We start from the raw sequence: 26,030 nt of genomic DNA on the forward strand, positions 1-26,030 counted from the left end.
GAGTACCGGCCGTGACGACGACGACAACGACCGCGAAGCCCGTAGAACCCGAAGACGCCGTGCCGACGGCCCGGAAGGTGCGCCGGCCGAAGTCCGCGCGGGCCGGCGGGCAGATGCACGGCGGGCCGATCGCCTACATCGTCCTGGGCGTGTTCACCATCGTTTCGCTGTTCCCGCTGGTGTGGACGGCCATCGCGGCGTCCCGCGACAACAACCGGCTGGCGCAGAACCCGCCGCCCTTCCAGTTCGGCTCGAACCTCTTCCACAACCTGGACCTGGCCTGGAACGACGCGAACCTGGGCAAGGCGTTCGTCAACACGACGATCGTGGCGGGGACTTCGGCGGCGACCATCGTCTTCCTGTCGACGATCGCCGGGTTCGCCTTCGCCAAGCTGCGGTTCCGGGGCCGGGGCGCGCTGATGCTGATCGTGATCGGCACGATGATGGTGCCGCCGCAGCTGAGCATCATCCCGCTGTACATGATGGTCGCCAAGCTGGAGTGGACGGACCAGCTCCAGGCGGTGATCCTGCCGTCGCTGGTGAGCGCGTTCGGCGTGTTCTTCATGCGGCAGTACCTGATCCAGGCGCTGCCCGACGAGATCATCGAGGCGGCCCGGGTGGACGGCGCGAGCAGCTGGCGGGTGGTGTGGCACGTGGTGTTCCCCGCGGCGCGCCCCGCGATGGCGGTGCTCGGCATGCTGATGTTCGTGCAGACGTGGAACGACTTCCTCTGGCCGTTCCTCGTGCTGAGCCAGACCGGCAACCCGACCGTGCAGGTCGCGGTCGCGGGCCTCGGCCGCGGGTACACCCCGGACCAGTCCCTGATCATGGCGGGCGCGCTGCTGGGCACGCTGCCGCTGCTGCTGGTCTTCGCGATCTTCGGCAAGCAGATCGTGGGCGGCATCATGCAGGGCGCAGTGAAGGGCTGAGGGCGCGGCCCCACTCCGTACGACGCCTCGACGACGCCCTCCCGTCCGTCAGTCCGTGACTTCCCAGGGGGCCGGGTCACCGCCGCCCCGGCCCCCTCCGCACCAACTTCCCCCCAACCTCGTCGGTCTCGACGACCACCCATGGGAGCGCTTCCATGCCTGAGCCCCTTTCTCCGGTGACCTTCCCGCCCGCCTTCCTCTGGGGCGCCGCGACCTCCGCGTACCAGATCGAGGGGGCGGTGCGGGAGGGCGGCCGAACCCCCTCGATCTGGGACACCTTCAGCCATACACCCGGCAAGACGGCCGGTGGCGAAACCGGTGACATCGCTGTCGACCACTACCACCGCTACCGCGACGACGTGGCGCTGATGGCGGAGCTCGGCCTGTCCGCGTACCGCTTCTCGATCTCCTGGTCCCGGGTCCAGCCGACCGGCCGGGGCCCCGCGGTCCAGGTGGGCCTGGACTTCTACCGCCGTCTGGTGGACGAGCTGCTGGCGGCGGGCATCAAGCCGGCCGTCACCCTCTACCACTGGGACCTTCCCCAGGAGCTGGAGGACGCGGGCGGCTGGCCGGAGCGGGACACGGCGCTCCGGTTCGCGGAGTACGCGCAGATCGTCGGCGAGGCGCTCGGCGACCGCGTGGAGAACTGGATCACGCTGAACGAGCCGTGGTGCAGCGCGTTCCTGGGTTACGCGTCCGGTGTGCACGCGCCGGGCCGTACCGAGCCGGTGGCCTCGCTGAAGGCGGCGCACCACCTGAACCTGGCGCACGGGCTGGGCACCTCGGCGCTGCGTGCGGCGATGCCGGCCCGCAACCAGGTGGCGATCAGCCTCAACTCCTCGGTGGTCCGCCCGCTCTCCCCGGGCGAGCCGGCGGACCTGGCCGCGGTGCAGAAGATCGACGACCTGGCCAACGGCGTCTTCCACGGACCGATCCTGCGGGGCGCCTACCCGGAGACCCTGCTGGCGGCGACCTCGTCGCTGACGGACTGGTCGTACGTCCTCGACGGCGATCTGCGCGCCATCCACCAGCCGCTGGACGCGCTGGGCCTGAACTACTACACGCCCACGCTGGTCTCGGCGGCGGACGCGTCGGTGCGGGGCCCGCGCTCGGACGGCCACGGCGCGAGCGACCACTCGCCGTGGCCGGGCGCGGACGACGTGGCCTTCCACCTGACCCCGGGCGACCGTACGGAGATGGGCTGGTCCATCGACCCAACGGGTCTGCACGACCTGATCATGCGCTACACGGCGGAGGCGCCGGGCCTGCCCCTCTACATCACGGAGAACGGCGCGGCCTACGACGACAAGCCCGACTCGGACGGCCGTGTCCACGACCCCGAGCGCATCGCCTATCTGCACGGCCACCTCTCGGCGGTCCGGCAGGCGATCGCGGACGGCGCGGACGTGCGGGGCTACTACCTCTGGTCGCTCCTGGACAACTTCGAGTGGGCGTACGGCTACGAGAAGCGGTTCGGCGCGGTCTACGTGGACTACGCGACGCTGACCCGTACGCCGAAGTCGAGCGCCCTCTGGTACAGCCAGGCGGCCCGCACGGGCACCCTGGCGCCGACCGAGACCGACTGACCCGGGGGAGCGGGGAGAGGGCGCGGCGGGCCGGGGGGCCTGCCGCGCCCTTCGCCGGGTGTCGGCTTTCGTCGGTGAGCGCCGACGGCCGGACCCCGGTCGTCACGGACGCACCGAGCCGGACCGTGCGTGCTGTGGCGCCCTTCCGGCCGGGGTCACGCCGAAGTCGCCGTCCGGAGCTCGCGCGGAGGCGCTCGGGTGGGTCAGCCCTTGTTGGCGCCGAGCGTGAGACCGCTGACGAACTGGCGCTGGAGCGCGAAGTAGACGATCAGGGTGGGGATCGCGGTGAGCAGGGCGCCGGCGGCGACCAGGTTGGGGTCGGTGAAGTACTGGCCGGACAGGTTGTTGAGGGCCGAGGTGATCGGCATGTTGTCGCCGGTGGAGATCAGCACGATCGCCCAGAAGAAGTCGTTGTAGATCCAGATGGACAGCAGGGTCGCCAGGGCGGCCATCGCGGGCTTGCACAGCGGCAGCACGATCTGCCAGTACAGCCGCCAGACGGACGCGCCGTCCACCAGCGCGGCCTCGGTCAGCTCGTGCGGCAGCGAGCGCATGTAGTTGCTGAGTACGAAGGCGCAGAAGCCGGACTGGAACGCCACGTGGATCAGGACCAGGCCGAGCGCGGAGTCGTAGAGCTTGCCGCTGACGGTGATGCCCGGCAGGTCGACCAGCAGATACAGGCGGTACAGCGGGGTGATGATCACCTGCTGCGGCAGCAGGTTGCCGGCCGTGAACACCAGGAGCAGGAACAGGTTGACCCGGAAGTCGAAGCGGCTGACGTAGAACGCCACGCACGACGACAGGAAGAGGGTCACCAGCACGGCCGGGACCGCGATCAGCAGGGTGTTCCCGAAGTAGTGCAGCATGTCCGACTGCTGGAACGCGTCGGTGAAGTTGTCGAGGCTCAGCTTGTCGGGCCAGGACACGTAGCCCTTCTCGCTGGTCTCCGCATAGGGGCGCAGGGCCGCGTACAGGGCCCACAGCAGGGGTGCCAGCCAGGCCAGGGACGTCACGACGAGGAACGTGTGCAGCAGGACCCGGGCGGGACGGACGGGGGTGCGCTGCTTGGCCGCGAGGGTCGCGCTCATGCTCGCCGCTCCTTCCGGAAGGTCGCGATCAGGTACGGGACGATCACGGCCAGGGAGATGACCAGCAGGACGACGGCGATGGCCGATCCGTATCCGATGCGGCTGGACTCGCCGATGATGTTGTTGGTGACCAGGATCGAGAGCAGCTCGGTCCCCTGGGCGCCCTTGTTGAAGACGAAGACCAGGTCGAAGGCGCGCAGCGCCTCGATGATCGTGACGACCAGGACGACGGTGTTGGTGGGGCGCAGGGTCGGGAAGACGACGTTCCTGAACGTCTGCCACTCGTTCGCGCCGTCCAGCGCCGAGGCCTCGCGCAGGGCCGGGTCGACGCTCTTCAGGCCGGCCAGGTAGAGGATCATCATGTAGCCGGCGTGCCGCCAGGAGGCGGCGACGAGGACGGCCCAGAGGTTGAGGTCGGGGTCGCCGATCCAGTCGATGTAGTGGCCCGGCTCGTTGGCCCCGACGAGGCTGTTGATCAGGCCCGTGTCCGGGTTGTAGACCAGCTGCCAGACGAAGCCCGTCACGGCCAGCGAGACCACGACCGGCAGGAAGAACGCGGTCTGGTAGACCCGGCTGAACCGGATCCGCTTGTCGAGCTGGACCGCCAGGAAGAGCCCGAACGGCGTCGGGATCAGGATGAGCACGACGAACCAGATGACGTTGTGCTGGACGGCGGGCCAGAACTGCGGGTTGTCGGAGAACAACTGCTTGAAGTTGTCGAGCCCCACCCACGTGATGGAGCCGAAGCCGATGCCGTCCCAGCTGGTGAAGGCCAGGGCGATCGAGGCCAGCGCGGTGACCCAGACGAGGGTCACGTGCAGGACGGTGGGCACGCCGGCCATCAGGCCGAGCGTGATGCGGTCGCGGCGGGTCAGCAGGCGCCGGTGGCCCTGCGGAGCGCGCTTCTTCGGGGTCGCGGGGCCCGCAGGCGGCTCGGCGGCCGCCTGCGGGATCTTCGTGGTCGTTCCGGAGCTCATGTGTCGGTGCTCATCCGTCTCGGACGACGCGTCTCAGCCGGACGCGAAGATCGTCTTCTTCTGACGCTCGATGGACGTCAGCAGGCCGTCGATCCCCTTGGGGTCGCGGACGAACTTCTGGAGCGCGGGCTGCATCACCGTGGAGGTGAAGTCCGGGCGGCTGTCACGGTCCATGAACTGCGTGAGGTGCTTGGCGCCGCTGATCATCGCGTACGCCTTCTTCTGGAGCGCGGTGTACGAGGAGGTGTCGGCCTTGGAGGAGGCGGCCACGACGCTCGGGTCCGCCTTGAGGTAGATCGCCTCGGCCTCCGGGGTGCCCAGGTACTCCAGGAGCTGGACGGCGGACGCCTTGCTCTTCGGGGCCTTGGAGAGCATGAAGCCGTCGGTGGGCGCCTCGACGGTGTCCTGGCCGTGGGCCGGGTCGATCTCCGGGAAGGCGAAGAAGTCCAGGTCGTCGGCGTCGGCCTGGTTCGTGAACTGCTGCGCGACGAAGGTGCCCAGCAGATACATGCCGGCCTTCTTGGAGACGAGGGTCTGGGCGGCGTCCTGCCAGGTGCGGCCGACGGCGCCGTCCTGGTGGTAGGGGAGGATCTCGGCCCAGTGGTCGAAGGTCTTGCGGACCTTCGCGTCGGTCCAGGAGGCCTTGCCCGCCATCAGCTCGACGTGGAAGTCGTAGCCGTTGGTGCGGAAGTTGATCTGGTCGAAGGTGCCGAGTGCGGGCCAGGCGTCCTTGTCGCCGAAGGCCACGGGCACGAGCCCGTCCTTCTTCATCTGCCTGCACAGGGCGACGAGCTGGTCCCAGGTGGTGGGGACGGTGTAGCCGTGCTGCTGGAAGACGCTCTTCCGGTAGAAGAGCGCCCAGGGGTACGTGTACAGCGGCACGAAGTAGTACTTGCCGTCCTCGCCCTTGCTGAGCGCCTTCATCGCGTCGGGGAAGTCACCGCCGATCTTCTGCCACACGTCGTCGATCGGGGTGGCGAGTTTCTTGGCCGCGAAGAACTGCATGCGGTAGCCGGCGAACCAGTTGAACACGTCGTCCGGGGTGCCCTGGAGGTAGGAGTTGATCTGCTCCTGGAATGTGTTGTGGTCCTTGGTGTTCACGTCGACCGTGATCCCGGACTGCTTCTTGAATGCCGCGTAGATCTCCGCGAAGGCTTTCTTCGGAACGGCGTCGGAGGCGTTGGAGCCAAGGGTGACGGTCTTCGGGTCGGCCGCCGTGCCGCTGCCGCCACAGGCGGAGAGGAGGGGTATGCCGGCGCCGAGCGCGGCCGCGCCGCCCATACCGCGCAGCAGGGTGCGACGGCTCGGGGAGGGGAGAGCGGGGCGGCCGGAGGGGGAGAGGTGGTGCATGAGCGGCTCCTGACGCGAGGTTCGGCCACGAGGTGTGACTGAAATCCGGTCGCAATCGACCAGAAAGCAACTTGACCGAACACGGGGTGGCGCAATAACAGCCGTATGTCCGGTCATGCGTCAAGAGCCGCTGACTTCATTTGTCGAAACGTAATCGACACGCCTTGATCACTCAGGTGATCGTTTCCCGCTCTCCCTCCTGATCATTTGATGGACCGTTCAATTGATCACTTGTAGGCGGCGAATGCCTTCGAGAACGCGGAATCGGTCTGGACGATCGAACTGCACGTCGCGTCCGCGTAGTTCTTGGCCCCGCCCGCGCACTGCTTGTCCCGGGTCGCCGACCACATCGACAGCGGGCCGAGCCCCTTGGCCTTGGCGAAGGCGACGAGCTGGGTGGCGTCGTCGACCTTGAAGATCTCGGACGTGACGTCGTTCACACCGATCATCGGAGTGACCCCGACCGCCTTCCAGGCCGCGCTCTCACTGAGCCCGAGCACGCTCTTGACCTGCGCCTGGGTGGCGGTCGCGGCCTGCTCGGCGTAGGTCCCCATGTCGCCGCTGTACGCCGGCCCGTAGTCCATCGCCATGATGTTGACGGTGTCGATCCGCACGTTGGCGGACTTGGCGTTCGCCAGCAGGTTCACGCCGTCCTGGGTGAGCCCCTCGGGCATGACCGGGAGGGTGAACGACACGTCCAGGCCGGAGTGCTGCTGCTGAAGCTTGGCGATCGCCTGGGCTCGGCGGGTGTTGGCCGCCGTATCGGGCAGCGCGCCGCCCTCGATGTCGAAGTCCACCTTGGTGAGCCCGTAGGCGTCCACGGCCTTTCCGTACGCCGCCGCCAGCGCGTCCGCAGAGGAGCAGGTCGTCGCCAGCTCGGTACCGGAAGCGCCGCCGAAGGACACCCGGACGTCACCGCCCTTGGCCCGCAGGGCCCCGATCTGCGCGGCCACGCCGTCGCTCGCGAGGTCGGTCACCCCGCCCCACTTGGGCGTGCAGCCGCCGCCGTCGGTGACGAACGCCAGGTTGTAGTCCTTCACCCCGGTCGCGGTCGAGCTCGCCAGGAGGTCGAAGGCCGGATACAGGGAGGTGTCGACGTAGGGGGCGAACCCGGCGGAGGCGGTGGTGCCGGTACCGGTGCTCGCGCTGGTGCTCGGGGCGGGAGAGGAGGGGGTCGCCGGAGAGGAGGGCGAGGAACTGGCGGCCGGGCCCGGGGTGGTGCCGGGACTCGCGGTCACGGTCGGCCGGCCGCTCGGCTCGGGCGTGGCGCCGTCGTCGGCCGAACACCTGGCACCGTCGACGACGCAACCGGCCGGATCCCCGCCGCCGTTGACGACGAAACCGACGGTGACGGACTCCCCTACGGCGAGCCCGTCGGCGTCCCACTCGGGCGGCGAGACGGTGACATGCTGCCCGCTGACGGCGGACTCCCCGTTCCACAGGGAGCTCAGCTTCGCCCCGGTCGGCAGATCGAACTCGAGCTTCCAGTCCGCCTTCGCCCGGTCGCTGTTGTTCGTCACGACGTACTGCGCGGTGTACCCCGTCGACCAGTCGCTGGTCCTGGTGTAGGCCGCCCCGACCCCGGCCGCCTGCGCCGTACCGCCGAGCAGAACGGCGCCGCCGCCCACCACGGCCGCGGCGACCGCGCCGCCGATCATCTTGTTCCTGCCGCTGATCCTGCGCCGATGCGTGCTCATCACGTGCCTGCCTTCACTGCTCACGGGGGTACCCGGGGGTGGGGTGCGGCAGCACGCTAGCGAGCCCGAACCGGGCAAATCGCCTGACAGGGACGGTTGTTGCGGTTCTTAGGGAGCGCTTAAGGAACACATCGGGGGCGGTTAAAGGTCGAGACCTGTTCGCCCCTCAGGAACGGCCGACGAGTGTCCGCCGCCGTCGGCGGACAGCACCCCGGTGGCCCCTGCGCACCGGCTCACGTCCGTCCAGCTGGATCCATATCCGCACCTCGGTTCCGCCCAGTACCGAGGAGCCGATGCGGACGTCACCGCCCGTCGACTCGGCGAGCCGGCGCACGATGTCCAGGCCGAGGCCGGTCGAGCCCGCGGCGCCCGAACCCCTGCCGCGCGCCATGGCCGCCTCGGGGTCGCTGATGCCCGCGCCCGCGTCCGAGACGAGGACGATCACCGCGTCCTCGCCGTTGTGCACGTCGACCGCGAAGGGCGTGCCCTCCGGGGTGTGCCGGAAGACGTTGCCGAGCAGGGCGTCCAGGGCGGCGGCGAGGTCGGTGCGGGCCACGGGTATGCGGACCGGGCGGTCCACCCCGGCCGTGCGTACCTTGCGGCCCTCGTCCTCGGCCAGCGCCGACCAGAACGCCATCCGCTCCCGGACCACCTCCGCCGCGTCACAGCCGGCGCCCGGACCGGCGGCCGCCGTCTGCGGCTTGGCCTCCCGGGCCGTCCGGATGATCGCGTCCACCTCGCGCTCCAGCTGGGCGACGGCGGTTCTCGTCTGCTCGGCGGCCGCAGACTCCCCCAGCGAGGCCGCGTTGAGCCGCAGCACGGTCAGCGGGGTCCGCAGGCGGTGGGACAGGTCGGCCGCCAGCTCCCGCTCGTTGGCGAGCAGTTGCACGACCTGATCGGCCATCGAGTTGAACGCCACCGCCGCGCGCCGCAGTTCGTTCGGTCCCTCCTCGGGCACTCTCGCCCCGAGCTTGCCCTCCCCCAGCTCGTGCGCCCCCTCGACCAGCCGCTTCGCCGGCTGCACCATCCGTACGCCGAGCCGGTCGGCGACGGCGACCGAGCCGACGACCAGCGCCGCCCCGACCGCCGCCAGCACCGCCCAGGCCGTGCCGACGCCGTTGCTCACCTCGGACTCGGGGACGTACACCTCGATCACCACGGTCCCCAGGCTCAGCGCGACCGGCTGGAGCAGTGCGGAGCCTCCGGAGACCTCTGTGGTGGAGGCGCGGCCCAGCTTCCGTACGGCCACGATGTCCGCGTCCGCGGCGCGCTGCCGGCCGAGGTCGACGGCCGCCCGGCCCTCGCTCGCCGGCAGGTGCACCGCCATGCCGTCGTCGGAGCCCGCCGAGGCGACGACCCGCTCCAACTGGTCGCGGTCGGTCGTGATGGACAACGCCGGGACCACGACCGCGGCTTCCCGCTCGGCGTTGGAGAACGCGCGGTCGCGGGCCATCTCCTTGATGACGAGACCGAGCGGGACAGCGAAGGCGACCACGACCATCGTGGTGACCGCCAGACAGACCTTGACCAGTGCCCATCTCATCGGATCGGTCCCGTCCCCCCGGTGTCCGCGGTGTCGGCGGAGACGGGCGGCTCCAGCTTCACCCCGACGCCGCGCAGGGTGTGCAGATAGCGCGGCCGCGCGGCGGTCTCGCCCAGCTTGCGGCGCAGCCAGGACAGATGGACGTCGATGGTCTGGTCGTCGCCGTAGGACTGCTGCCACACCTCGGCCAGCAGCTCCCGCCGCGGGACCACGACCCCCGGCCGGCCCGCCAGAAAGGCCAGCAGGTCGAACTCGCGGCGGGTGAGGTCGAGCCGCACCCCGTCCAGCTCGGCCTGGCGGCGCAGCGGGTCGACGGTCAGACCGCCGACCCGGATGACGCTGGAGGGCGAGGCCTCCGCGGCACCGGACCGGGCCCGCCGCAGCACGGCCGCCATCCGCGCCGACAGGTGCTCCACCGAGAACGGCTTGGTCAGGTAGTCGTCCGCGCCCGCGTTCAGCAGCCGGACGATCTCCGTCTCGTCGTCGCGCGCGGTGGCGATGATGACCGGCACGTCCGTGATGCCGCGCAGCATCTTCAGGGCCTCGGAGCCGTCCAGATCGGGCAGTCCGAGGTCGAGGATGACCACGTCGAAGCGGAAATGGGCGACCTCGCGCAGCGCCTCCAGGGCCGTACCGACGCTGCGCACGAGGTGCGAGGCGTCGGTCAGCTGCCGGATGAGCGCCGAGCGTACGAACTGGTCGTCCTCGACCACGAGCACACTTGCCATGCGCCGCAACCTACGCCATGCGGGCGAGGGTCATTCGGGCCTGTGGACAACTCGGCCCCTGTGGACGAACGGTGAGGCGACGTGCGCGGCCGGCGGACATCCGTGCGACACGGGTGAGGCGCGTGGGGCAAGATGGCCCGCGATGCGCAGAGGACTCGTACACGTACTGGCCTGGTCGCTCGCCACGGGCGCGGCGGTCACGTTGTCGTGGTGGGGTGTCCACACGGTGATGGCGGGCACGGCCTACGACCCACCGCGCGCCCTGCCGCTCACCGCGGGCGACGCGAGCACACAGGAGACGGAGCCGCCGGCCTCGCCGACGAGCAGCCCGTCCGGGTCGCCGAGCCCTTCCCCGACCCCGAGCCGGACCCCGGTGTCCCCGTCCGCCTCCCGGACGGCGGCGACCGCGGGCTCCTCCCCCAGTCCCTCCGCAACGCCCCGGAGCACCTCCCGGGGCACGGTCAGGAGCTACGACACCGACGGCGGGCTGGTCGTCTTCGACCTGGGCAAGGCGTCCGCGTCGCTGGTCTCGGCGACGCCGGGCGCCGGCTGGTCGATGCAGGTGTGGAAGACGGAGTCGTGGATCCGGGTGGAGTTCGGCTCCGGCGCGGACCGGGTGTCGGTGTTCTGCACCTGGCACGACGGGCCGCCCCGGGTCGAGGTGGGTACGTACTGACGACCGGGCCGCGGCCGGCGGACCGGCCGGTCCCGGGTCGTGTCCGCCACGTCCCGCCCGGCCGGCGACGCCCGGCACGCCCGCTCGCCGCGTTGTCGTGACCGCCCACCCCGGTAGGAGGCCGGCCCGCCGCCTTGCGATCGCACGCGCCGGACGACGCGAGCCCTGCCCTCCGGGCGGACGGCGCCACCTTGCGGACACGGCCTAGCGGAAGACCGAGGGCGGCGGGGCGGGTGAGGCCACCGCCGACGCGTCCACGACCGGTACCGCGCCGCCGGTGAAGTCGGTGAGCGACCTGCCGTGCTCGACCCGGCCGGGGTGGGGGTCGGAGGCGGCCCGGCGGGTCAGCTCGGCGATCGGCAGCGGCAGGTCGCAGGCGACGAGTACGGCGTTGCCGAACCGTTTGCCGCGCAGCACGGCCGGGTCCGCGACCAGCGCGAGTTCCCCGAACCGGGCGGCGGCGGTGGCGATCTGGCCGCGCAGGTGCGCGAGCGGCGGGCCGTCGGCGAGGTTGGCGGCGTAGGTCCCGCCGGGCCCGAGCGCCCTGCGGACCTCGTCGAGGAACTCGGCCGAGGTGAGGTGGGCGGGGGTCCGGGCTCCGCTGAACACGTCGGCCACGACGAGATCCGCCCACCCGTCGGGCACCTTGGCGAGACCTTCGCGCGCGTCCGCCGACCTCACCCTGATGCGCGCGCCCGGGTCCAGCGGCAGCTCCCGGCGCACCAGTTGGACGAGGGCCGCGTCCCGTTCGACGACCTGCTGGGTCGAGCGGGGACGGGTCGCGGCGACGTACCGGGCGAGGGTGAACGCGCCACCGCCGAGGTGCACGACGTGCAGGGGCTTACCGGGCGGTGCGACGAGGTCGACGACATGACCGAGGCGCCGCTGGTACTCGAAGGAGAGATGGGCGGGGTCGTCCAGGTCGACGTGCGACTGGGGGGCTCCGTCGATGAGCAGCGTCCAGGCCCGCGCCCGGTCCCGGTCGGCTACGAGCTGGGCGAGTCCGCCGTCGACGGGCTCGACCACGGCGGCGTCGGCGTCCCGCTCGCGCCGGGTGTTCCTGGACTTTGCCATGACAGCATTTTCGCAGGCCGCGGGTGCTCCCCGCGCGCCCGACCCCACAGCGACCCGACGGCGGCCGAGCGGTGCGGCGGACAGGGCCGGGCGGTGGCCCGAGCAGGGGTCCGGCAAGCGGGCGGGCCGTCGGCCGGGCGGCGGTCACGGCGCTCGCGGGCACGCGCGCGTGCGGCGCGGGGCCCCGGCAGCCGGGTGCCGCGCCGGTCACACCGGAGGCGTCCTCACCGGCAGCTGTCCGCCGCCTCGATCAGCCGGGCCGCCTCGCCCAGCGCCCGCCGCAGCACCGCCGGATCCGTCGCGAGATCCGCCTCACCGGGAGGCACCAGCCACTCCGGGCCCTCGACCGGCGGCTCGGGGGCGAGTCGCAGTCCACGGCCGTCGGTCCTCGTACAGGTACTGCCCGGCATGTCCCATGCCGCCGCCGTACCGGCCGGCACCACGAAGCCGAGCGTGTCGTCGCCGTCGTCGTGCAGCACGGGTCCCACCCCGTCCCCGGTCGACCCCCTTCGCAGGATGTCGACCGCCTCCAACCCCTGACGGGTCGGCACCGTCACCACGTCGCACGCCGCCACCGACGTCATAGAAGGAACGTTGCTCTGGCTGGTCTCCATCCCGGCCTCCACCGCGCAGCCCGCCTGTAGTCCACAAGGTTCAACGCCGCACGGCGTCAAGGGCTACGGCGGAAGTCCGCCGCAAAGGATGGCAGTTCATGGCAGATCGCGGATGAGATATCCGGTTTGTGACCAAACACCGCATGGCGGCCCGACCGCAGCAGGTACGTTCTTGCCCGCCGGGAACAAGGGTGCCACACGGACAACTCATCCCTCTTCCGGCATGGTTCGACGGTTCGCACGAGAGGACCCGGCCATGGCGTCGTCAACGGTGACCCCACCTCGGCCCGACCGGCCGGCACGGCCCAACCTCGCCTTCCGCCACTTGCGCGGACATCGCTCGCCGGCCGAGTTCGCCGCACTCGTGCGGCGGGCCGCCCGCGAGATCGGCGAGCGCGTCAGCTGTGACGCGCGCTACATCGGGCGGGTCGAGGCGGGCGAGATCCGCTGCCCCAACTACGCGTACGAGCGGGTGTTCCTGCACATGTTCCCCGGTCGCACGCTCACCGACCTGGGGTTCGCGTCCCGCGCGTCCGTGCGCGGACGAGGGGCGCGCAGCCCCGAGGACGCGCCCTGCGCGCACACCACAAGACCGGAGCGCACCACCAGTGACGAGCGGAACACGAGTGAGACGGGCAAGGCGCCCAAGCCGTATGACACGCAGGACACGTACGACACGCACCACAACCACGAGGAGAGCGACGTGCTGCGTCGCGCATTCATGACCGGCGGAGGTGCCACGATGGCCGCCGCCACGCTGGGCCCCCTCGGGCTCGCCCACGACGCGTCGGCGGATCGTCCCGTGCGCCGCGCGGGAGCGGGCGAGGCCGGCGCCCTCGAAGAAGCGGTCCGCAGGATCCGGCTGCTGGACGACCGGCACGGGGCCGACGGCCTCTACCGGCGGGCGGCCGCTCCGCTGCGCGCCGCCTACGCGCTGCTGGACGCCGGGACGACCCGGCAGACGACCGCCGACCGGCTCCACTCGGGCGCCGGGGAACTCGCCATCTCGGTGGGCTGGCTGGCACACGACTCGGGCCGCTTCGACGACGCGCGCTCGCACTACGCCGAGGCGCTGGCCACCGCCCGGATGACCGGGGACCAGGGACTGGAGGCACACGCCTTCTGCAACACGGCGTTCCTGGCACGGGACGCCGGCCGGCCCCGTGAGGCCGTCCGCGCCGCCCAGGCCGCGCAGCGCGTCGCCCGCCCCCTGGGCTCGCCCCGCCTGATGTCCCTGCTGGCGCTGCGCGAGGCGGGCGGCTGGGCGGGGCTCGCCGACCGCACCGGCTGTGAGCAGGCGCTCGTCCGCGCGCAGGCCCTCTACGACCGGGGGCCCTGCGACAGCGACCCCGAATGGATGAGCTTCTACGGCGAGGCCGAGCTCGAAGGGCTCGAGGCGCAGTGCTGGTCGACCCTGGGCGACTGGACGCGCGCGGCCCGGCACGCGGGGCGGGCGGCGGAGCTCCAGGACCCGCACTTCTCCCGGAACATCGCGCTGTACACGGCCGAGCTGGCGGACGATCTCGCGCGCGGGGGCCACCCCGACGAGGCGGCGATCGCCGGGATGCGGGTCCTGGACCTGCTGGACCAGGTCCAGTCGTCCCGGATCCAGACCATGCTGGCGGGTACGGCCAGGGTGCTGCTGCCGCACCGCCGGGCGGGGGGCGTGTCCACGTTCCTGGAGCGGCACGCCTCGACCCCGCGGATGGTGTGAGACCCGGTTCCCCCAAGCCGCCCGGGGCCGGCGCCCCCGCCCCCGGTTACCCGAGGTGCCCGAGGTCGTTCCAGCTCTCGATCGCCGGTTCGCCGTAGGCCCAGCCCAGGATCGACAGCGACGTCGGGTTCAGCCGGATCCGGGCCGCGAAGTCCAGCGGCAGACCCAGCCAGCGTGCCCCGATGGAGCGGAGAATGTGCCCGTGGGCGAAGACCAGCACATCCCGGTCGGCCGAGCGGGCCCAGGCGACCGCCTCGTCCGCGCGGGCGGTGACCTCGGCGAGCGTCTCGCCCTCCGGGACGCCGTCCCGCCAGATGAGCCAGCCGGGCCGGGCGGCCTGGATCTCCGCGGGCGTCATGCCCTCGTAGGCGCCGTAGTGCCACTCCATGAGCGTGTCCCAGGTCGTGGCCCGCTCACCGAAGCCGGCGAGCTCGCACGTCTCACGCGCGCGTGCCAGCGGGCTGGTGCGTATCTCCACGTCCGTCAGGCCGTCGAACGGCGCCCGGTGCAGCCGTTCGCCCAGCAGCTTGGCGCCCCGGCGGCCCTCCTCCAGGAGGGGCACATCGGTCCGGCCGGTGTGCTTGCCGGACAGCGACCACTCCGTCTGTCCGTGCCGGGCCAGCAGGATGCGCGGTGCCATGGGGGACCTTTCCGGGGAGACCCTGAGAGGGATCAGGGGAGAAGGAGGAAGCGGATCCCTTCCATCATCGCTCACCCTGAACAGGGGCAACCCGGAGGGCGATCTCAGCGTCTTTGAGAGCCGGGGCGCCCATCGAGGGCGCGCGCTCACACCGTAAAGTGGCCCGTCCCGAGCCACCGGCACCGCAGCGACCGGACAGCGATACGAAGGGGGAGGCGATCGGATGCCGCAGACCGAGACACCAGGCACCGAGGCGGCCCCGCGGGCACGGCTGCGCTGGTGGACCGAGCTGCCCCTGCTCCTGCTGGTGTACGCCTGCTACTCCGCGGGCCGACTGCTCGCGCGCGGTGACGTGACCACCGCCGTCGACCACGGCCTGGCGCTCCTGCGCATCGAGAAGTTCCTGCACATCAACGCCGAGCATCCGCTGAACCGGCTGTTCAGGAGCCAGGCGTGGATCGGCGTGCCGGCAGACTTCTGGTACGCGTCGCTGCACTACCTGGTGACACCGGTGATCCTGGTCTGGCTGTTCCGGTCCCGGGCACTGCGCTACCGGGCGGACCGCACCTGGCTGATGACGTCCACGTTCATGGGTCTCATCGGCTTCACGCTGATGCCCACCTGCCCGCCCCGGCTGCTGTCGGCGGGCCACGGCTTCGTGGACACCATGGCCCAGTACAGCTCGTACGGCTGGTGGGGCGGCGAGGCGAGCGCGCCGCGCGGCATGGGCGGCATGACCAACCAGTACGCGGCGATGCCCAGTCTGCACGTGGGCTGGGCCCTGTGGTGCGGTGTCATGCTGTGGCGGCACGGCGGCACGCGTACGGCGAAGACGGCGGGCGTCGTCTACCCGCTGGTGACGACGCTCGTGGTGATGGGCACCGCCAACCACTACTTCCTCGACGCGGTCGCGGGCGCGGCCGTGATGGGCGTCGGACTGCTGCTGACGCCGCTGGTGATGCGCGGCGCGGACCGCGCCCGGGTGTGGTTCGCGGCCCGTGTCCCGCTGGTCCCCGCGGCCTCTGCCGGCACATCGTCCTCGATTGTCAGTGGCGGATGCCAGACTTCGACGGGTGAGCGAATTCCACGGCAGCGCGAGTCACGCTTCGGCCCCGGAGCCGAGCCGGGTGCCTCCCCCTCGGACGCGGGGGACGGCGCTCCGGCAGCGGCTCGCTGAGCTGCGCGGCCCCGACGTTCCGGCCAAGGCGCTGGACGCCCGTGCCCTCGCGGCGCTGGCCGCCAATCCGGGCTGCGAGCGGCGCGCGATCCTCGACGGCGCCGGGGTGGACAAGGCGACGCTGGCGGACGCGCTGGGCTCGCCCTCGGCCTTCGGGCAGTCCCAGTTCGCCCTGACGCGCGGCAACGCGTTCGAGGCGAAGGTGAAGGCGGACGGCGGCGCCGAACTGCTGCGGCTGGTGCACGAGCGGCTGGATCCCGGCGCCGCGCCGCCCGTCGGCGCGGCCCTGCCCGACCTGTCCGCGATCGGCCCCGAGGGGCGCACCGCGCGCACCGCGCTGGCGCTGCGCGAGGCCACCGAGGCGACCGGTACCTGGACGCTCCTGGACCACCCGATGATCGCGCTCGACGTCGCGGGCTCCCCCGCCTTCCTGGAGCCGGACGCGGTGGTGGTGCACCCGGACGGCAGCTGGACGGTCGTGGAGATCAAGTCCTTCCCGATGCTGGACGGCTCGGCCGATCCGGCGAAGGTCGGCGCGGCCGCCCGGCAGGCCGCCGTGTACGTGCTCGCCCTCGAGGCGGTCGCCGCCCGGCTCGACCCGGCCCCGCGCGTGCGCCACCGCGTCCTCCTGGTCTGCCCCAAGGACTTCTCCAACCTGCCCACCGCGTCCGCCGTGGACGTGCGCAAGCAGCGCGCGGTCACCAGCCGCCAACTCGCCCGCCTCACCCGCATCCAGGACATCGCCGACGCCCTCCCCGACGGCACCTGTTTCTCCCCCGAGCTGCCCGCCGAGCGGCTCACCGCGGCCGTCGAGGCGGTCCCGGCGGCCTACGCGCCCGAGTGCCTGGCCGCCTGCGAGCTGGCGTTCCACTGCCGTGAGCGATCCCGCGCGGCCGGCGCCGTCACCTCCCTGGGCCGTTCCGTGCGGGCCGAACTGGGCGGGCTCACCACCGTCGAGGACGTCCTGGCGGCGGCGCGGGGCGAGAGCGGCGATCCGGCGGATCCGGCGGTCGCCGCCCTGCGCCGGGCCGCACGACTGCGCGCCGACGCCCTGGGGGCGACGTGTCACTGATCACCACCCTCGCCCGCCTCGAGGCCGTCACCACCGGGCGCGCCCAACCCACCGCCACCGTCCGGCACCGGCACCTGTCCGAGCGGCCGCTGGTCTTCGTGCCGCTGACCACGGCCGGCGAGGCCGGTGCCCCGCTGGGCGCGTTGGTCGGCACCGACCGGGACGCGCCCCGGCTGCTCGTCGTACCGCAGCCGCGCGACCGTGAGCTGAGGTTCGCGTTCCTCGCCGAACTGGCCGACGTCGTCCTGCCCTACCTCGACTCCTACGCCGACGTCGTGGAGGCCGCCGAGCGCAGCGAGACCGATCCGGAGACCGGCAAACGCGTCAAGGTCGAGGTCGAGCTGTGCGCCGACGCCCCCCAGCTGATCGTGCCGAGTCGCGCGGGCGTCGACCTCGTGCGCCTTCTGGGCCGCTCCATGCGCTTTCGCCGCACGGCGGAGCAGGACCCGCAGACGCCGTATCCCGCGCCCCCGCGCGTGCCGCTGCTCGGGCGGTGGCTGACCCACTTCGGGGAGCGGTCCCGGGTGCCCGGCTCCTCGCTGCTGACGGCGATGACGGACATCCTGGGCCGGCACTGGGCGACCGGCCAGTCCAGCCTGGAGGACCAGCACCTCGGAGCACAGCTCGCCTGGATCGCCCCGCCGCCGGGCGAGACGGGCGCGGAGGCCGCGCTGCGCGCCGAACTCGCGCGGGACGCCGCCGGACAGCTGCTGTGCCCACCCGCCGGTCCGGCGACGGACCCGGCGTTCGACAACAGGCTGCTCGCCCCGGCCATCGAGCGCTACGACCGCGCCCGTACCGCCCTGGCCGCCGCCGAGGACGGCCTCCAGGCGGACGACCGGCTGGGCGCGCTCACCGCGGCCGAGCGGGAGATCCGCGAGCTGGTGAGGAGCCGGACCCTGCCCACCTGGAACAAGGTGTGGGAGGGCCTGGACCTGCTGCGAGCGCTGCCGGAGGGCGCGCACGTCGAGGAGCGGTGGACGCGCGACCGGTGGTCGTTCACCGGCCACCGGGACCGGGTCGTCGCCGGTGAGCCCCCGCAGCCGCGGCGCGACGACGCGGTCACCGCCGCCAACAAGCTCGCCACCCGTGAGCGCGAACAGGCGCGGCTGGAGGCGCAGGAGGCGCTCGACGACCCGCTGGTGATGGCGGGGCGGCGGCTGGCCGGGGAGGCGTTCGCGGGCGAAGTCGTCGAGGTGGTCATGGCGTACAGCGAGAGCAAGCGGCCGAGCCCGCGCCCGCTGGTCACCGTACGGACGGACGACCGGCCGCATCTCGGGGAGCGGGCGAAGGTGTTCCGGTCGCTGGGCGGGAAGCCGCAGGCCGCCGAGTTCGTGGGGCGGGACGGCGAGGAGGAGGACGGCCTGCTGGTGCTGCGGATCGTCGACAAGATGGGCCGCGGCAAGGAGCCGGAGGCGGGATCCGTGCCCGAGAAGGGCGACCAACTCTGTTTCACGCTCTTCGAGCACGAGCAGCGCGGCGGCGCGAAGCTGCCCGATCCGGAGGACACCCCGTGGACGCACGGCGGTCCGCCGGGCGAGCAGGCGCCCGAGGTCCCCGATTCCGTCACCCAGGAGGATGTCCTGTGACCACCGAGGCCGCCCTCGACCCCGGTACCGCCGCCACCCGTGCCACCGACGCGATCCTGCGCGACACGCTGCACGGCACCGCGCGCGGGGTGGTCGTCGACTCGCCGCCCGGCGCCGGCAAGTCCACCCTCGTCGTCCGCGCGGCGCTGGAACTGGCCGAGGCGGGGCGGCCGTTGATGGTGGTCGCGCAGACCAACGCGCAGGTCGACGACCTGGTCGTGCGGCTCGCCGTGAAGAGCCCCGAACTGCCGGTGGGCCGACTGCACAGCAGCGACGCGGACCCGTACGACAAGGTGCTCGACGAGCTGCCGAACGTACGCAAGTCGGCGAAGGCGGCGGAGCTGGCGGGCCTGCCGGTGGTGATCTCCACCGCTGCCAAGTGGGCGCATGTGAAGGTCGACGAGCCGTGGCGGCACGCGATCGTGGACGAGGCCTACCAGATGCGGTCGGACGGGTTGCTGGCCGTGGCCGGGCTGTTCGAGCGGGCGCTGTTCGTGGGCGACCCGGGGCAGTTGGACCCGTTCTCGATCGTGGGCGGCGAGCAGTGGGCGGGCCTGTCGTACGATCCGTCGGCCTCGGCGGTGAGTACCCTGCTCGCGCACAACCCCGAGCTGCCGCAGCACCGGCTCCCGGTGTCCTGGCGGCTTCCGGCGTCGGCGGCGCCCCTGGTCTCCGACGCGTTCTACCCGTTCACCCCGTTCCGCAGCGGCACCGGGCACGGCGACCGGCGGCTGTCCTTCGCCGTGCCCCCGGACGGCTCCGGCACCGACCGGGTGATCGACGAGGCGGCGGAGTCGGGCTGGGGGCTGCTGGAGCTGCCCGCCCGGCACACGCCCCGGACCGACCCGGAGGCGGTGCGGGCCGTCGCGACGGTCGTCCGGCGGCTGCTGGACCGGGGCGGCGCGGCCACCTCGGAGCAGTCCACCGACCCGATGCCGCTGACCGCCGACCGGGTCGCCGTCGGCACCGCCCACCGCGACCAGGCGGCGGCGGTGCGGGCGGCGCTGGCGGAGCTGGGCGTCCCGGACGTGACCGTGGACACGGCCAACCGGCTCCAGGGCATGGAGTTCGACGTCACGGTGATCCTCCACCCGCTCTCCGGCCGCCCCGATGCCACCGCCTTCCACCTGGAGACGGGCCGCCTGTGCGTCCTGGCCTCCCGGCACCGGCACGCGTGCGTGGTGGTGTGCCGGGCGGGGGTGGGCGACCTCCTGGACGCCTATCCGTCGACGGAACCGGTCCAGCTGGGAACGCTGGTGAAGTTCCCGGACGGCTGGGAGGCGAACCACGCGGTCCTGGCCCACCTCGCGGAACACCGGGTGGCCTGGAGACCCTGACCTCGCCGGCCGGGTGGACCGCAGGCTCCGGCCCGGCCAAAGTGCCGGGCGGCCCGCGGCCGTACCGGGGGCGGAACAACGGGGCGCTCGCGAGCCTTGATACTGCGGGGCCGAGGGCCTCTTGCGCTGTCGGGGGACAATGGAGGGTGGTCCACGCCACCGGTGCTGTCCGCCGGTGGAGCCATCCGAACCGTACGAGGAGGAGAAGACATGGCGGAGCCCACGCCGCGTCGGAACGAACCGCGGCTACGCCCCGCGCCCCTGCTCTTCGAGCCCGCCGAGGCGGCCGGTGATCCGGAGCACTTCTTCGACCTGGAGTCGATAGACGATCCGGCCGCGTTGCTCGCGCGGGCGACGGAGCTGGCGCTCGCGTTCCGGGCGGCCGCCGACCGGGCGGTGGAGTTCCAGGCCATGGCCGCCGCCCAGCTCGCCGATCCCCGCCGCTTCGACCGGCTGACCCCGGCGGACATCGGCGAGCGGGCCGAGTGGACCGAGGACTACGCGAAGAAGATGGTCGAGTTCGGCCGGGATCTGCTGCGCGGCGACACCGAGGGCCGGGGGCACGCCGACCCCGTCTGAGCACCGCGGCGACCCGCGCGCGACGAGCCCGAAGGCGACCGCGCGGGGCACGCCGCCGACCGCGCGGGACACCCCGAGCCCGCCCGATCGCCCGCTCACTCGATCCCCCGCCTCTCCAGAGGGCCCGCTCTCCGGATGTCCCGCCCGCCTGGCATATGCCGGGCGGGCAAGATACTCCCTCAGCTCCCCTCCCGTCCCGGTTTCCCGCAACCCTGTGAATTCGTCCGCTCACCACCGGTATTCCTGTAGGTATGAGCAGCGCATGCGACGAACCCATCGGTGTCACCCCGGACGGCGCCGCCTGGCTGGCCTCGGCCGGGACATATCCGCGCAGCACGCTCGCGTTCTGGGAGGAGCGGCCCCAGGCCCCGGTGGTGCTGCCCTGCGGCTCGGCGTTCGACATCGTCAGCGCACCGGCGGTGTTCGGGCGGCTGATGCTCGACCGGCTGTGGGGCGAGGGACCGGGCTCCGGGCCGGTGGCCGCGTTCCGCGGGCGGACACTGCTGTTCGCGGCGCCGGGCACGGCCCAGCGACTGCCCTCACTGCTGGAGTGGGAGGAGTGGAGCGCCGAGGGGCGCCGGGACGGCCGGACCGCGACGGTGCCGCCGCTGCTGTGCCACGGCACGGGTGACGCGGTGACCGTGCCCGCGCTCACCCCCGCCCGGGACGGTGCGTCGACGCGCTGGGTGGTCGCCCCGGACACCCGTCATCCCTGGCTGCCGGGCCCGGAGATCCTGCTGTGGGCGGCCGTCCGAGCAGCCCGTTCGGCCGTGCGGATTTCGATTTCTCCTCCCCAGGATCAGGATGCTAAGGTCTACGACGTCAGCAGGCGCCGCTAGCTCAGTTGGTTAGAGCAGCTGACTCTTAATCAGCGGGTCCGGGGTTCGAGTCCCTGGCGGCGCACAGACGGCAGAGGCCCCTCGCGAAAGCGGGGGGCCTCTCGCGTACCCGGGTAGGCCCTACCCGGGAAGGCTCGTGTCACAAAGGCCCGTGCCGGAGACGGATCGTGCCCGAGGCGGGCGGTGGTCAGGCCGTCAGGACGGCGGGGGTCACAGCTTCGTCCCCGGCGTGATCTTCACCGTCCACTCCCCCGACACCGTGCGCCCCTCGACGTCCACCCGTACGCCGTTGCCCGGCACCGTGAAGCTCTCGCCGAGGGCGACGGGGGCGTCCGCGAGGGGCGGGTAGACGGAGTTCTCCCAGCAGGCCTCGGTGCGCGGGTGGGCGTCGATCACCTCGACCGGGCCGCGGCCGGACCGGGCGCCGCTGCTGATGCGGTAGACGAGGACGCCGGTGCGGCAGGCCGCGCGGTCGTTGCCCGCCGGGCCGCGCGCCTCGAAGGCGAGCGCGCTTTCGGGGCCGGTGCGCACCACCGCGAGCTTGGGCCCGTTGCCGAGCCCGAAGGCCGGCGCCCCGGAGGCGCCCGCGACCGGCACGCCCGGTCCGGCGCTCAGCGGCTCCAGGGTCAGCCGGGTCGGACCCGGGCCCCGTACGCACACCACCTGGCGCTCCGCCAGCCAGCCCAGTTTCCACTTGTGCCAGGCGAACAGATCGGGCGCGAGACCGAACTGGCTGCCCATCAGGTCCCAGTCGCCGACATAGGTGTCCCAGTCGCCCTTGCCGTCGACGGGGCGGTGGTAGAGGTCGGGCAGGTCGAAGACATGGCCGGTCTCGTGGGCGAGGACGAGACGGTCCGGGGGATGCTGCTCGAAGACGGTGACGACCCGGCGGATGTCCGTGCCGTCGGCGTGCAGGGGGGTGTCCAGGTTGACGACCTTCGTGGCGTCCGAGTCGACGCCCGGCGCGTCCGGATCGGCCACGAAGTAGACGACGTCGTAGCGGGAGAAGTCCACCTGCGGGTCGGCGGCGGCCAGCGCGTCGTGCAGGTAGGCGGCGCGGCTGTCGGCGTTCCAGTCACGCTGTATGGCGTACGCGGTGGACGGCTTCGGCATGGGGATCCAGCGCTTCAGCGGATGCGCGCGCAGGGTGAACTTCCCGTAGGACGCCTGCCGGAAGAAACGGCTGGTGGCGGGGAAGTGGTCGGCGGCCAGTTCGTCGGGGGAGGTGGTCGGGAACCGGTCCGGGAAGGACAGGAAGACCATCACCGCGTCGAGGGACCGGGTCGGCCGGGGATAGGCGGTGTTCCAGGTGTCCACGCCTTCGGAGTGGTGGGCCGTGGTGCGGGTCAGGGCGCACGGGGCGGGCGAGAACGGCTCGGCGACCGAGGGTCCGCCGATGAGCGAGTTCGCGACCAGCGCCGAGAAGGTGGTGAACACGGCCGCGGTACTGCGCAGTCGGGGGCGCGGAAGCAGTCGCACACGTCGCGGCAGTCGCGGCAGTCGCGGCACAGGGACCTCCGGAAGGCGGTTCACGGGACACCGCCACCAAGCCTGTGTGAATTTGTCGTACTACGCCCTGTTTGTCTGCCCCAGACGAGTGAGGAGGCCAAAAGCGGGCATCACCTCGACACCCCGGAATTCTCACGGAACGTCACAAGCGGTCGTCCCCCCACAGAACCGGGCCAGGTGCGGGCAGAAACGATCTGTCAGAAAGGCCGGTTGTTCGGGGACACTGGGCAGTGGCTGCGCGGGTCCGGGGGCAGCCTCTATGATCGGCAGACTTTCCTGCACGGACAGCGATCGAGTGCACTGCGGGAGCGAGCGGTGAGCGGAACGTCCGAAGGGCCGACGCCCGCGGCAGACCTCGACCGGTCAGCCGTCACAGAGAGTGACATCGACAGCACGGAAAGCGGGCTCCTGGTCAACCGACCACCGGCCTACCGTTCCGTCTTCGCGGCGGCACCCCTCGCCATGGCCGTGGTCGACGGCGAGGGTCGCATCGTCGACGCCAACGGCGCTCTCGGCGCGCTGCTGGGCGGCGGGAGCGCCGGTCTGCTCGGGCGGGTCGCCTCCGACCTGCTGGACCTGGCCTCCGACGCGCGCACCTGGCACGCCTACCGCGAGGTGTTGAGCGGCCGGCAGGCGAAGCTGCGGTGCACCCGGCGCCTGAAGCAGCCCGACGGGCGCTCACTGTGGGCGCAGGTCACCGTCTCGCCCCTCGCCCCCGACACGCCCGGTGTACTGCTGTCGGTCGCCGACGTGAGCGCTCACCGTGACCTCCAGGCGAGACTGCGGCATCTCCAGATGCACGACCCGGTGACCCGCCTGCCCAACCGGACACTGTTCTTCGAACGGGTGTCCGCCGCGCTGGAGGTGGAGGCGTACGAGCAGAGCGGGACCGGCCGGATCGGCCTGTGCTACCTGGACCTGGACGGCTTCAAGGCGGTCAACGACACCCTCGGTCACCGGGTCGGCGACCTGCTGCTGGCCGCCGTCGCCGAACGGCTGACGGAGTGCGCCGAGCAGGCCGGGCAGACCCGGCCGAGCGTGCCGCTGGTGGCCCGGCTGGGCGGCGACGAGTTCGCCCTGCTGGTCGAGGACTCCACCGGCACCGAGCAGCTCGCCGACCTCGCCGAGTCCGTGCTCAAGGCGCTCCAGGCCCCCTTCGACCTGGCCGGGCACCGGCTGAACGTCTCCGCGTCGATCGGGGTCGTGGAACGGCACGCGGCCGGCACCACGGCGACCGGTCTGATGCAGGCCGCCGACACGACCCTGTACTGGGCGAAGGTGGACGGCAAGGACCGCTGGACGCTGTTCGACCCCGAGCGCAACGCCCATCTGATGACCCGGCAGGCGCTGGCCTCCACGCTCCGGCCGGCCATCGAGCGCGGCGAGTTCCGCCTCGACTACCAGCCACTGGTCGGCATGTCGGACGGCCGGCTGCGCGGTGTGGAGGCGCTGGTGCGCTGGGATCACCCCCGGTTCGGGCTGCTGTCGCCGAATCGGTTCGTCGCGCTGGCCGAGGAGGACGGTTCGATCGTGCCGCTCGGCCGATGGGTTCTGGCCACCGCCTGCCGCCAGGCACGGCAGTGGCAGCTGGACAATCCGGACGATCCGCCGCTGTTCGTCAGCGTCAACGTGGCGGTGCGTCAGGTGTGGGACTCCGACCTGGTCGCTGATGTGGCGGAGATCCTCGCCGAGACCGGGCTCGCGCCGCACCTGCTCCAGCTGGAGCTCACCGAGTCGGCCGTGATGGGCTCGGCCGGGCGCCCGCTCCAGGCGCTGCAGGCCCTGAGCGACATGGGCGTGGGCATCGCCATCGACGACTTCGGCACCGGCTACTCCAACCTCGCCTATCTGAGCCGGCTGCCGGTGTCGGTGCTGAAGCTCGACGGGTCCTTCGTGCGCGGCTTCCAGTACGAGGGCGCGGGTTCGCCGCCGAACCCGGCCGACCAGGTGGTCGTCGAGGCGATGATCGACCTCGCGCACCGGCTGGGACTGACCGTCACCGCCGAGTGCGTGGAGACCTCCGCGCAGGCGACCCGGCTGCGCAGCATCGGCTGCGACACCGGGCAGGGGTGGCTGTACTCCCGGCCGGTGTCGCCGGACCGTATCTCCGAGCTGCTGGGGACCGAGACCTACGCCGTCGGCAACCCGTAGGCGTCCGCGACGAGTTCGTAGGAGCGCAGCCGCAGCTCACCGCGGTGGGCGTGGCTGGTGAGCATCAACTCGTCGGCGCCGGTGCGCTTGTGGAGGTCGTCGAGACCGGTGCGGACCTCGTCGGCCGTGCCGTGGATGATGTTCGCGCCCCAGGAGTCGGCGAACTCCCGCTCCAGCGGACTGAATTGGTGCGCCTCGGCCTCCTCGGGCGAGGGGAACAGGCCGGGGCGTCCGCCGCGCAGCCGGATCATGTTGAGGCCGGTGGCCAGGATCTGGCGGCGCGCCTCCCGCTCCTCGTCGACGGCGAGCACGGAGACGCCGATCAGGGCGTACGGCTCGGCGAGCACCTCGGACGGCCGGAAGGACTCCCGGTACAGGTCGAGCGCGGGGACGGTGTTCTGCGCCGAGAAGTGGTGCGCGAAGGCGAAGGGCAGGCCGAGCACACCGGCCAGCCGGGCGCTGAAGCCGGAGGAGCCCAGCAGCCAGACCGGCGGCCGGTGCGGCGACTGCACGCCACCGGGCGACGTGCCCTGGACCGGGCCGGGAATCGCGTGGATACGGCCGTAGCGGTGGCCGTCGGGAAAGTCGTCGTCCAGGAAGCGGGTGAGCTCGGCGAGCTGCTCGGGGAAGTCGTCGGCGCCCTCGTGCAGGGTGGCCGTGCGGCGCAGCGCGGCGGCGGTGGCGCCGTCCGTGCCCGGGGCGCGGCCGAGACCGAGGTCGATACGGCGAGGGGCCAGCGCCTCCAGGGTGCCGAACTGCTCGGCGATGACGAGCGGCGCGTGGTTGGGCAGCATCACGCCGCCCGAACCGAGCCGGATGCGGTCGGTGTGGGCGGCGAGGTGGGCGAGGATCACCGCGGGCGAGGAGGAGGCGACGCCCGGCATCGAGTGGTGCTCGGCGACCCAGTACCGGTGGAAGCCGCGCGACTCGGTGAACCGCGCGAGCTCGACGCTGGTGCGCAGGGCGTCGGTGGCGGTGCTGCCGGAGCCGACGGTGACCAGGTCCAGTACGGACAGCGGCGCCGGTGCGCTGCCCCGAGCCGTCCCTCGAATCTCGTCCGCCGCCGTCACATCGCTCACCGTCTCGTCCGCCGCCACGGGGGTCCTCCTGTTGTCGGCCGTGCACTGTCCTCCGCGGCACAACAGGAGGGTGTCCCCGTTT

22 protein-coding genes and 1 tRNA gene are annotated in these 26,030 nt (G+C 72.3%); 12 read left to right on the forward strand and 11 right to left on the reverse strand.

Annotated elements, in window-relative coordinates:
• Window positions 1-11 precede the first annotated feature (11 nt).
• A complete protein-coding gene (locus QF030_RS16765) occupies window positions 12-929 on the forward strand; it encodes a carbohydrate ABC transporter permease (protein ID WP_373428771.1) in 918 nt (305 codons plus the stop codon).
• A 155-nt stretch (window positions 930-1,084) separates the two neighbouring features.
• Window positions 1,085-2,515 (forward strand): GH1 family beta-glucosidase, encoded by a 1,431-nt coding sequence (locus QF030_RS16770; RefSeq protein WP_307163489.1) that lies wholly within the window; start codon window positions 1,085-1,087, stop codon window positions 2,513-2,515.
• 203 nt (window positions 2,516-2,718) lie between these two features.
• On the opposite strand, the gene QF030_RS16775 is transcribed toward QF030_RS16770, so the two are convergent.
• The 6 genes from QF030_RS16775 to QF030_RS16800 all read right to left on the reverse strand — a co-directional run bounded on the left by QF030_RS16775 (window position 2,719) and on the right by QF030_RS16800 (window position 9,898).
• The gene (locus tag QF030_RS16775; RefSeq protein ID WP_307163490.1) at window positions 2,719-3,603 is read right to left on the reverse strand and encodes a carbohydrate ABC transporter permease; all 885 of its coding nucleotides are present in this window, start codon (window positions 3,601-3,603) and stop codon (window positions 2,719-2,721) included.
• Window positions 3,600-4,580, reverse strand: a complete 981-nt coding sequence (locus tag QF030_RS16780) for a carbohydrate ABC transporter permease (RefSeq protein ID WP_307163491.1) — start codon at window positions 4,578-4,580, stop codon at window positions 3,600-3,602. The genes QF030_RS16775 and QF030_RS16780 overlap by 4 nt, the downstream gene beginning before the upstream one ends.
• Window positions 4,581-4,613: 33 nt before the next feature.
• Window positions 4,614-5,930, reverse strand: coding sequence for an ABC transporter substrate-binding protein (locus tag QF030_RS16785; RefSeq protein ID WP_307163493.1), 1,317 nt, complete (start codon window positions 5,928-5,930; stop codon window positions 4,614-4,616).
• Window positions 5,931-6,157: 227 nt separating this feature from the next.
• On the reverse strand, window positions 6,158-7,627 hold the full coding sequence (locus tag QF030_RS16790; RefSeq protein ID WP_307163494.1) for a glycoside hydrolase family 18 protein: 1,470 nt from the start codon (window positions 7,625-7,627) through the stop codon (window positions 6,158-6,160).
• 166 nt (window positions 7,628-7,793) lie between these two features.
• Window positions 7,794-9,170, reverse strand: a complete 1,377-nt coding sequence (locus QF030_RS16795; RefSeq protein WP_307163495.1) for a HAMP domain-containing sensor histidine kinase — start codon at window positions 9,168-9,170, stop codon at window positions 7,794-7,796.
• Window positions 9,167-9,898 (reverse strand): response regulator transcription factor, encoded by a 732-nt coding sequence (locus QF030_RS16800; RefSeq protein WP_307163496.1) that lies wholly within the window; start codon window positions 9,896-9,898, stop codon window positions 9,167-9,169. Before QF030_RS16800 ends, QF030_RS16795 begins: the two co-directional genes overlap by 4 nt.
• Before the next feature lie 142 nt (window positions 9,899-10,040).
• Here QF030_RS16800 and QF030_RS16805 point away from each other — a divergent pair, with 142 nt between their 5' ends.
• Window positions 10,041-10,574 (forward strand): hypothetical protein, encoded by a 534-nt coding sequence (locus QF030_RS16805; protein WP_307163497.1) that lies wholly within the window; start codon window positions 10,041-10,043, stop codon window positions 10,572-10,574.
• Between the two features lie 204 nt (window positions 10,575-10,778).
• Here QF030_RS16805 and QF030_RS16810 read toward each other — a convergent pair whose 3' ends face one another.
• Both QF030_RS16810 and QF030_RS16815 read right to left on the reverse strand, forming a co-directional pair.
• A complete protein-coding gene (locus QF030_RS16810; protein WP_307163498.1) occupies window positions 10,779-11,648 on the reverse strand; it encodes a spermidine synthase in 870 nt (289 codons plus the stop codon).
• A 224-nt stretch (window positions 11,649-11,872) separates the two neighbouring features.
• The gene (locus QF030_RS16815) at window positions 11,873-12,262 is read right to left on the reverse strand and encodes a hypothetical protein (protein ID WP_307163499.1); all 390 of its coding nucleotides are present in this window, start codon (window positions 12,260-12,262) and stop codon (window positions 11,873-11,875) included.
• Between the two features lie 256 nt (window positions 12,263-12,518).
• On the opposite strand from QF030_RS16815, the gene QF030_RS16820 reads away from it, so the two are divergent.
• Window positions 12,519-13,976: a hypothetical protein gene (locus tag QF030_RS16820; RefSeq protein WP_307163500.1), complete on the forward strand. Its 1,458-nt coding sequence runs from the start codon at window positions 12,519-12,521 to the stop codon at window positions 13,974-13,976.
• A gap of 46 nt (window positions 13,977-14,022) precedes the next feature.
• On the opposite strand, the gene QF030_RS16825 is transcribed toward QF030_RS16820, so the two are convergent.
• Window positions 14,023-14,616 carry a histidine phosphatase family protein gene (locus tag QF030_RS16825; protein ID WP_307163501.1) on the reverse strand — a complete coding sequence of 198 codons (594 nt, stop codon included), beginning with the start codon at window positions 14,614-14,616 and terminating at the stop codon, window positions 14,023-14,025.
• Window positions 14,617-14,839: 223 nt separating this feature from the next.
• Between QF030_RS16825 and QF030_RS16830 the strand changes: the two genes are divergently transcribed.
• From QF030_RS16830 to QF030_RS16860, 7 genes are all read left to right on the forward strand, one after another.
• Window positions 14,840-15,793, forward strand: a complete 954-nt coding sequence (locus QF030_RS16830) for a phosphatase PAP2 family protein (protein ID WP_307163502.1) — start codon at window positions 14,840-14,842, stop codon at window positions 15,791-15,793.
• Window positions 15,744-16,865, forward strand: a complete 1,122-nt coding sequence (locus tag QF030_RS16835) for a hypothetical protein (protein WP_307163503.1) — start codon at window positions 15,744-15,746, stop codon at window positions 16,863-16,865. The genes QF030_RS16830 and QF030_RS16835 overlap by 50 nt, the downstream gene beginning before the upstream one ends.
• Window positions 16,856-18,454 (forward strand): hypothetical protein, encoded by a 1,599-nt coding sequence (locus QF030_RS16840; protein ID WP_307163504.1) that lies wholly within the window; start codon window positions 16,856-16,858, stop codon window positions 18,452-18,454. Before QF030_RS16835 ends, QF030_RS16840 begins: the two co-directional genes overlap by 10 nt.
• Window positions 18,451-19,791 carry an AAA family ATPase gene (locus tag QF030_RS16845; RefSeq protein WP_307163505.1) on the forward strand — a complete coding sequence of 447 codons (1,341 nt, stop codon included), beginning with the start codon at window positions 18,451-18,453 and terminating at the stop codon, window positions 19,789-19,791. Before QF030_RS16840 ends, QF030_RS16845 begins: the two co-directional genes overlap by 4 nt.
• Before the next feature lie 210 nt (window positions 19,792-20,001).
• Window positions 20,002-20,370: a hypothetical protein gene (locus tag QF030_RS16850; protein ID WP_307163506.1), complete on the forward strand. Its 369-nt coding sequence runs from the start codon at window positions 20,002-20,004 to the stop codon at window positions 20,368-20,370.
• Between the two features lie 251 nt (window positions 20,371-20,621).
• On the forward strand, window positions 20,622-21,209 hold the full coding sequence (locus tag QF030_RS16855; RefSeq protein WP_307163507.1) for a bifunctional DNA primase/polymerase: 588 nt from the start codon (window positions 20,622-20,624) through the stop codon (window positions 21,207-21,209).
• Window positions 21,200-21,273, forward strand: a tRNA-Lys gene (locus tag QF030_RS16860). Before QF030_RS16855 ends, QF030_RS16860 begins: the two co-directional genes overlap by 10 nt.
• Before the next feature lie 146 nt (window positions 21,274-21,419).
• Here QF030_RS16860 and QF030_RS16865 read toward each other — a convergent pair.
• Complete coding sequence (locus tag QF030_RS16865) at window positions 21,420-22,688, reverse strand: M6 family metalloprotease domain-containing protein (RefSeq protein ID WP_307163508.1); 1,269 nt, start codon at window positions 22,686-22,688, stop codon at window positions 21,420-21,422.
• Between the two features lie 345 nt (window positions 22,689-23,033).
• Between QF030_RS16865 and QF030_RS16870 the strand changes: the two genes are divergently transcribed.
• Window positions 23,034-24,869 (forward strand): putative bifunctional diguanylate cyclase/phosphodiesterase, encoded by a 1,836-nt coding sequence (locus QF030_RS16870; RefSeq protein WP_307163509.1) that lies wholly within the window; start codon window positions 23,034-23,036, stop codon window positions 24,867-24,869.
• On the opposite strand, the gene QF030_RS16875 is transcribed toward QF030_RS16870, so the two are convergent.
• Window positions 24,848-25,966, reverse strand: a complete 1,119-nt coding sequence (locus tag QF030_RS16875) for an LLM class flavin-dependent oxidoreductase (protein WP_307163510.1) — start codon at window positions 25,964-25,966, stop codon at window positions 24,848-24,850. The two genes, QF030_RS16870 and QF030_RS16875, sit on opposite strands and share 22 nt — an antisense overlap.
• Window positions 25,967-26,030 lie beyond the last annotated feature (64 nt).

Source organism: Streptomyces rishiriensis, from assembly GCF_030815485.1.
Classification (GTDB): domain Bacteria; phylum Actinomycetota; class Actinomycetes; order Streptomycetales; family Streptomycetaceae; genus Streptomyces; species Streptomyces rishiriensis_A.